This window comes from Kitasatospora sp. NPDC002227 (assembly GCF_040296285.1).
Lineage (GTDB): Bacteria > Actinomycetota > Actinomycetes > Streptomycetales > Streptomycetaceae > Kitasatospora.
In genome coordinates this window covers 411,580-418,326 of record NZ_JBEOWY010000001.1, presented here as the reverse complement: position 1 = coordinate 418,326, position 6,747 = coordinate 411,580, and the positions used below count along the sequence as shown (strand labels likewise).

At 69.8% G+C, this 6,747-nt stretch carries 7 protein-coding genes and 1 pseudogene; 5 read left to right on the top strand and 3 right to left on the bottom strand.

Features of this window, described 5'->3' with window-relative positions:
* Window positions 1–524 (bottom strand): annotated as a pseudogene (locus ABT095_RS01900) (hypothetical protein); the annotation flags it as partial.
* A gap of 680 nt (window positions 525–1,204) precedes the next feature.
* Here ABT095_RS01900 and ABT095_RS01895 point away from each other — a divergent pair.
* The gene (locus ABT095_RS01895; RefSeq protein ID WP_350527261.1) at window positions 1,205–1,723 is read left to right on the top strand and encodes a ricin-type beta-trefoil lectin domain protein; all 519 of its coding nucleotides are present in this window, start codon (window positions 1,205–1,207) and stop codon (window positions 1,721–1,723) included.
* A gap of 15 nt (window positions 1,724–1,738) precedes the next feature.
* Here the strand turns inward: ABT095_RS01895 and ABT095_RS01890 are convergent, their stop codons facing one another.
* Window positions 1,739–2,686: an AraC family transcriptional regulator gene (locus ABT095_RS01890; RefSeq protein WP_350527260.1), complete on the bottom strand. Its 948-nt coding sequence runs from the start codon at window positions 2,684–2,686 to the stop codon at window positions 1,739–1,741.
* Window positions 2,687–3,059: 373 nt separating this feature from the next.
* Here ABT095_RS01890 and ABT095_RS01885 point away from each other — a divergent pair, with 373 nt between their 5' ends.
* The 3 genes from ABT095_RS01885 to ABT095_RS01875 all read left to right on the top strand — a co-directional run bounded on the left by ABT095_RS01885 (window position 3,060) and on the right by ABT095_RS01875 (window position 4,829).
* Complete coding sequence (locus ABT095_RS01885; RefSeq protein ID WP_350527259.1) at window positions 3,060–3,806, top strand: hypothetical protein; 747 nt, start codon at window positions 3,060–3,062, stop codon at window positions 3,804–3,806.
* 28 nt (window positions 3,807–3,834) lie between these two features.
* Entirely contained in the window at window positions 3,835–4,194 is a 360-nt protein-coding gene (locus ABT095_RS01880; RefSeq protein WP_350527276.1) for a VOC family protein, read from the top strand.
* Between the two features lie 83 nt (window positions 4,195–4,277).
* Entirely contained in the window at window positions 4,278–4,829 is a 552-nt protein-coding gene (locus tag ABT095_RS01875) for a P-loop nucleotide/nucleoside kinase family protein (protein WP_350527258.1), read from the top strand.
* Here the strand turns inward: ABT095_RS01875 and ABT095_RS01870 are convergent.
* Window positions 4,812–5,474, bottom strand: coding sequence for a hypothetical protein (locus ABT095_RS01870; protein ID WP_350527257.1), 663 nt, complete (start codon window positions 5,472–5,474; stop codon window positions 4,812–4,814). The two genes, ABT095_RS01875 and ABT095_RS01870, sit on opposite strands and share 18 nt — an antisense overlap.
* Window positions 5,475–5,766: 292 nt before the next feature.
* Between ABT095_RS01870 and ABT095_RS01865 the strand changes: the two genes are divergently transcribed.
* Window positions 5,767–6,681, top strand: a complete 915-nt coding sequence (locus tag ABT095_RS01865) for an AraC family transcriptional regulator (protein ID WP_350527256.1) — start codon at window positions 5,767–5,769, stop codon at window positions 6,679–6,681.
* Window positions 6,682–6,747 lie beyond the last annotated feature (66 nt).

Genomic DNA, 6,747 nt, shown 5'->3' with positions numbered 1-6,747 from the left:
GGCGCGAAGTTCGAGAACGGCGTCCTGGTCGAACGTGAGGAGGCCGCTGCTGCCTGATCACGCGTCACTCGGTCCACAACTATTGACAATTGCTCCAGGTTGTCCAGGGACTCGTCCCAGACCTCGATGCCCTCGAAGGCCAGGGCCATCTGGACCATTGAGACGTAGTCCTCCACGCCCATGGGCAGACGTAGGCACTGGTCGGTGAGCCGCGCGAGCTCCGTGATCTGCGATGAGTAGACCTCACGGACAGTGGAGCCCTCGGGCGACCGGCGCGCGCACGACACGATCGGCCCTGCCGCGAAGAGAACCCAGCTTCGCTCCTCGGGCTCTCGGCCGGCTGCGATCTCAAGCAGCCGGGGAAGCGCCGCGAAGCTCGCCGAGAAGGCGGTGTCGAGCTGCGGGCACAGCCGGTCCATCAGCTCGGACCAGACGCCGCGCGGATCGGCCTCGAACCGGTCAAGGAGAGCTGGGACACCTTCCGCGGAACCGTCTGCGTCGCTGAGCTTCGACCAATCCGTCATGCGCAGATCCAAGCAGACCGTCGGCAGCCACCGAAGGTGGGGCCACTTCGAACCGTCACAGCGAACGCGCGCGCCCACACGAGTGGTCCCAGTTCAAACTTGTCCTGGACCCGGATGACCCGCCATGACGTCACCGAGTATCCCTCCGGAGCGTGTTCAACACGCTCATTCAACAGGGAACTCCTCGCCCAGTACGCCGGGCAGCGCCACCGTGTCTGCCGGATCATCCGCCTCACCGGTGCCCGCTCGGGGCTTCGGCCGTGGCGCCGGGGTGTCAGGCCGGATCGGGCACCACTCCACGAGGTGCGGGCCGTGTCGCGGACGTTGTTGACCACGGCGGACACTGCGGTCGCCGTCAGCTCCCCGCCGGCGGGGCGTGCAGCAGGGTGCGCAGCTCGTCCGGATCTCTGCGCGACGGGTCGAGCCAGCGGTCGGCGTCGTCCGGCACGGGAGCAGCTGAGGAGCGGCTTATAGCCGGGAGCGCACCGTGTCGGCTATCCGCGAACGTCCGATCCGGAGACCGCAGATGTGGATAGCTGCGAGATCGACTCTGGTGGACCCTGGACGCAGTCGGCACAGAACACGAAGCGGGCCGACCCGCCAATGGCCTCTGTCGGGAGGTCTTCTGATGTGCCGTCGTGCTGGCCGAGCCAATCAACAACCTCTTGAGGAGTCTCTCCATGCGCAAATCACGCATAGCGCGGATCGCCGGTGTCATGGCTGCTGCCGTCCCCATGGTCTTGCTCGGTACCTCCGTCAGCGCCCATGCCAACGGTTACCACATCAAGTGGCAGAACCGCGCGACCAACAAGTGCCTGGCGTGGAAGGTCGGCGGAACATACGACCAGATCGGGTTGCACGCCGGTGACCCCGGCCTTGTTACGGGGTGTGGGCAGGATGCCTACGACTGGCAGGACATTCAGGACGGCTCCTACTGGAAGGAGCAGCCCGCGGGCATGAACAACGTCTGCCTGACCGCCTACTGGGGCACGCGCCCGAACCCGGACATGGCCTACTTGGAGAACTGCGGCAACTCCGCCAACTACTGGGAGGAGTGGGAGGAGAGGTGGGTCACCACCGGAGGAACCAACGGCTTCAACCTGGTGAACCGCCAGACCGGTGAGTGCCTGGACAGCAACGGAGCTGGGCAGGTGTACACGCTGCCGTGCAACGGCGGTCTGTTCCAGCTCTGGTACTGACCACCACGGGGTCCGTCAGAAGGCGCTGCGCAGGGTGGCGGACGGTGACTCGCCGTAAGTGTCGCGGTAGTGGGCGCTGAACCGGCCGAGATGGGTGAACCCCCACCGGACCGCAATGTCGGTCACCGTCCCGCTCGCCCGGCCCTGCGCCACGCTCCGCAGGTCATGGTGGGCGAGGTCGAGCCGCACCCGGCGCAGGAAGGCGAGCGGGGTGGTGTCCAGATGGGCCCGGAAGGCCGCTCGGAGGCTCTGCGGGCTGACACGCGCAGCTGCGGCGATGTCGGCCACAGACACGGCCTCATGCGCGTGTTCCTCGCAGAACGCCACGGCCCGACGCAGGGCCGAGGGAGCAGCCGCAAGGCCGTGGGCCAGGGCCTGAGCGCACCATGAGCTGGGCTGGGCGTCCACCAGGGTGTCTACCAGGAGCCGCTCGAAGTGCCCCAGCCCCAGTGGCGAGCGACGGCCCAGTGGGGAGGCAACGAACTCCTGGAATCTCAGGACCAACTCCAGCCAGGTGGCCACCGCCGGATTCCGGCTGTCCAGTGCCGGGGCAAATCGCGGCAGGGAGCCGGGGGGCTTGTCCGAGCGGGCCTGGACGGCCGGTTCGACCAGGCGAGCCGGAATGATGAGGATCCGGTTGAGCGCGGCTCCGTCCCATGTCATCGAGATCCGCTGGCCGGGACCAGCCAGCCACGGGCCGGGTGGCAGGACGGCGCCGTCCAGGGTGACCACGCCGGAGCCGGAAACCGGGACCTGAATGTTGTAGAAGTCGGGCAGTTCCCCAGGCGTTACTTGGACTTCGGCGCCGTAGCCGAGTTCGTAGAGCGACAGCCGGCCCTCATGCAGAGAGCGGAACCGGCCGTTCAGGCGTTGCTCGGACAGGACTGTCAGGCGATGCGGCGCGAACCGCTCGGCCACGACGTTGTGGAGACTCTCGGCACGGTCCCCGTCGTACAGCAACACTGCGGCGCTCCCCGGTGCGTTCAGCCAAGGGCTATGGCCCCACCACGGTCATCGAGGCGTCTGGATGGCGCCGGGCCGAACCTACCGCTCCGACAGCACAGGCTCAAGGAGGGACATGACACCGATCCTCGCCTCGCCCTCACCGCCGTCCCTCTCCAGACTGAGGCATGTCTCTGAGACATGGTGGCTCAATGGCGGGGAGCTGGGGCGGCCTGTTGTGCCTGCTGTGCTCCGACGTTCGCGGCTTCGGCGCAGGTCGCCGCAGTGCGGGTCGGGGCGGCCGACGGCGGGGCCCTCGCCGAACGCCCGGAACGCTTCAGCGGGCCACGGTAATTCGGGTGACAGCGGTGGCCCGGTCGACCACTATCGCCCGGTGGCTGACACCGTGGACGTTCTGGAACTGCGCATCATCTGCCCGCCGGATGCCGAGGTCGGGCTGGAGGTCCGCCCGGTCATCGGCGGGCGGGACGTGTTCACCGACTCCCGCTACCGGAGCGTCAAGCCGAGGCACCTGCTGGGTTCGGCCGGGCTCCTGCGGGCCACCACCACCCCGCGCGAGGTCCGCATCGCCAGTCCCGGATGCGTGGAGGAGTGCTGCGGCGTCGTCCACGTGACGATCAGACGCGAGACGGAGCACGTGCTCTGGACGGACTGGCGCAATCCGATGGACAAGGATTTCAGCGTTGCCGACTGCCGGTTCTCCGCCGCCCAGTACGACGCCGAGGTCGCCCGCGCCGAGGCGGACCGCCGGTGGCAGTGGCCAGGCGCCGTGGTCGCCGACCTGCTCGAAGCGAAGCTGACGGGAGAGGGGAACGGGCTGGCCGCGTGGGACTGCGAGCTCGAGGCGATCTGGGACGGTTGGAGCGAACCCGACCGGATCGACGTCGTGCTGCGCCATCCCCGCAACCGTGACGAGCGGAAGGACCACTGGCTCCAGTTCGGGATCAGGCTGCCGATCTCCGCGGACGATCCGGCCGACCAGGCGGAGCAACTCGAAGCCCGGCTGACCGCCGAGGATCCCCGCGCCACGGCGCAGGTCTGGGGCGGTTCGCAGGAGGCCGCCGAGAAGCTCGGCTACCGCTGGCCGCCGGAGCACCCCGCCGAACTCGCCCTGCCGTGAACCGAATCGAGGAGAGCCCGTGCCACCGATGATCGAACTCGCCGCCCTCACGGTGGACTGTGCCGACCCCGGCTCGCTCGCCGAGTTCTACGCGGCGGCCACCGGTGGGGAGTTGCTGCGGTCGGATGCCGACTCCGCCTGGCTGGGGGTGGCCGGGGCGGTCTGGATCTTCCGCCGGGCCGACGGCTACCAGCCGCCGTCCTGGCCCTCGCCGGAGGTGCCGCTGCAGATGCACATGGAGTTCTACGTCGAGGACGTGGACGCCGCCGAGGCCGAGCTGGTGGCTCTCGGGGCCACGACGGCGCCGGAACAGGCGGACCGGGCACGGGGTCTGGTGGTGATGCTGGACCCGGCCGGGCGGCCGTTCTGCATCTGCGCCCGTAGCTAGTGCTGCTCCGCGCATCTTCGAGTTCGATCTGGTTGAGCGGAGCCAGGCCACAGCCGACCAGCTCACCCGACATACTGAGCATCGTGGAAAGCGCCGCATTCGTTGTCGTCTCAGGGCTGCCGGGCAGCGGGAAGAGCACGCTCGCCCGAGGGCTGGCCGAGCACCTCGGCCTGCCGGTCATCGACAAGGACGTGATCCTGGAGTCCCTCTACGATTCGCTCGGTGTCGGCGACCAGGCGTGGCGCAGCCGACTGAGCAGAGCCAGCGATCAGATCCTCTTCGCCGTTGCGGCAGACGCACGCCGAGCCGTCCTCGACAACTGGTGGCACCGCGACACCGCGCTCAGCCGCCTCCACCTCCTCGGTGGCCTGCTGGTCGAGGTTCACTGCGACTGCGACGCCGCGCTCGCCTCCGAACGCTTCCGGGCGCGCATCCGCCACCCCGGCCACCTCGACCCTCGCCTCACTCCCGAGCAAGTGGCCGAACGGGTCGCCGCCATCCGCGCCAGTTACCCCGGTCCGCTCCGGTTGGGCGGCCCCATCCTGACCGTCGACACCAGCCGGCCGGTCGACGCCGCTGCCGTCGCCGGGCGGATCGCCCCGATCCTGACCGGTGCGTCAGAGGCCGCCATGTGACAGCCTGCGCCCACCAACTGAAGCGCCGGATCCGAGGGACGTTCGCTGCTTCCGCCAGCGGGCCTGATGGAAGATCGGCTCGACGGCGACGACGCAGAACGCGTGCATGGGCCGGTCCGTCCGCCCGGGATCGAAGAAGCCGGCCATGTCACCGAGGAGGCTCTCGCCGTGCCGGTGGACGTGGCGGTCCTGAGCGACGCTGTCGCCGACGGCGGTGAGCCAGTCACCGATCCAGAACAGAAGTTCGGCAGGGGCGGTGATGACCACCGTCTCGGCGTACTCGGCGAAGCGGGCGGGGGTGCGATCGGCCCGGCGGCGGACGTCGTCGGGCCGATCGGACGAGCGAGCCGCTGGGGCGGTCACCCGCAAGGGCGCCGAGCCACGGCGCATCCTGTGCCGCAGATCCGGCCAGTCGGAAGGCCGAAGTCCCGTGTCCGCACGGGCCAGCAGCACAGGCAGCGGACGGGTGCCGCCGTTGGCGGAAGCCTTCGGACGGGCGCCCGGCGGGACCGGGATGTGGATCGCGCTGTGCGGGCTCGTCGCGGCGACGCGGAACAGAGCGCCGATCCGAAGGAGATCGGCGCGGCTCGCGTTCAGGTACGCGACCTGGTGGTCGGGCGGATGCAGGAAGGTGTTGCGGAGCATGGGGCCGGTGCTCAGGATCCGGCTGAGCCGGGATGCGGAGTCGGCCACAGGGTGGCTCGCCACCCGCAATCGCATCCGACCGTCAGCAACCCCCATCCGCCAAGTACAGCACGCGCGCCGGCGGCCTCAAACTCCTTTTGCGGAGTCCGACGAGGTTGTCCTGCCGGGTGGGGTGGCTGCCTCGTGGAGGCCCTGGTGTGCGAACGGCCCGGGCGTGGCACCATGCGCCACGTCATCTGACGGAGCGGCAGATCCGTACGGGGGACGCCGCCGGACGGGACGGGGGCATGGTGTGGCGACTACATGGGGGCGGACGGCAGACGGCGGGACGTGGGAGTTGGCGGTGCGGCCGCCCGCGAGTGGGTTGCGGGGGCAGGTGCTGGAGTACCGGGGCTACCGGATGGATCTGCGGCACCCGCGACGGCGGCTGGAGGTGCCGACCGCGGTGATGACCATGGTGTTCGGCTTCGACGGGCCGATCCGGCTGGTCGATGCGGTGACGCCGGGGGTGGCCGCGTCGTACAGCTCGCTTGTCGCGGGCATGCGCCGGACGGGAACGGTCGGTGAGCACAACGGACGGCTGCACGGGATCGCCGTCTCGATGACCCCGAGGGCGGCGTACGGGGTGTTCGGGCCGGCGCTGGGGGACCTGACCAACCAGTGGGTCGACCTGGCCGACGCACTCGGCCCGGGCACGGCCGGGCGGCTGCGGGAGCAGCTCTTCGAGGCGCCCGGCTGGGAGGCCAGGGCGCGGCTGCTGGACGGCTTCCTGCTCGGCCGGCTGGCCGACAGCCGGCCGTGGGCGCCCGCCGTCGAGTGGGTGTGGCGGGAGCTGAACCTCAACGCGGGGCAGGTCGGGGTGCAGGAGATGGCCGATGAGGTGGGCTGGAGCCGGCGCCGTCTTGAAATGCTGTTCCGCGAGCAGGTCGGCCTGCCGCCCAAGAGCTGCGCGCGCATCCTGCGGCTGCAGCGCGCGCTGCGCGAGTACCGGGACGCGCCGGACCGGGACGGTGCCCAAGTCGCCCTGAGGAGCGGGTACTTCGACCAGGCACACCTGAGCCGGGAGTTCCGCGCGACGCTCGGTTGTACGCCCTCGCAGTTCCTCGCCCACCGGGCGTCCGAGATCGGCGCCGAGCCGACCGACCGGCTGACCGGTGAGGTGACCACCGCCGTACTGCCCAACAGCGACCGGGAGTTGGCGCGATAAGTGTGAACTAGGCGTTCCGGTAATGGAGTTCGCATTTTTACAAGCCGCGGGAGCGGCCGGTGGGCG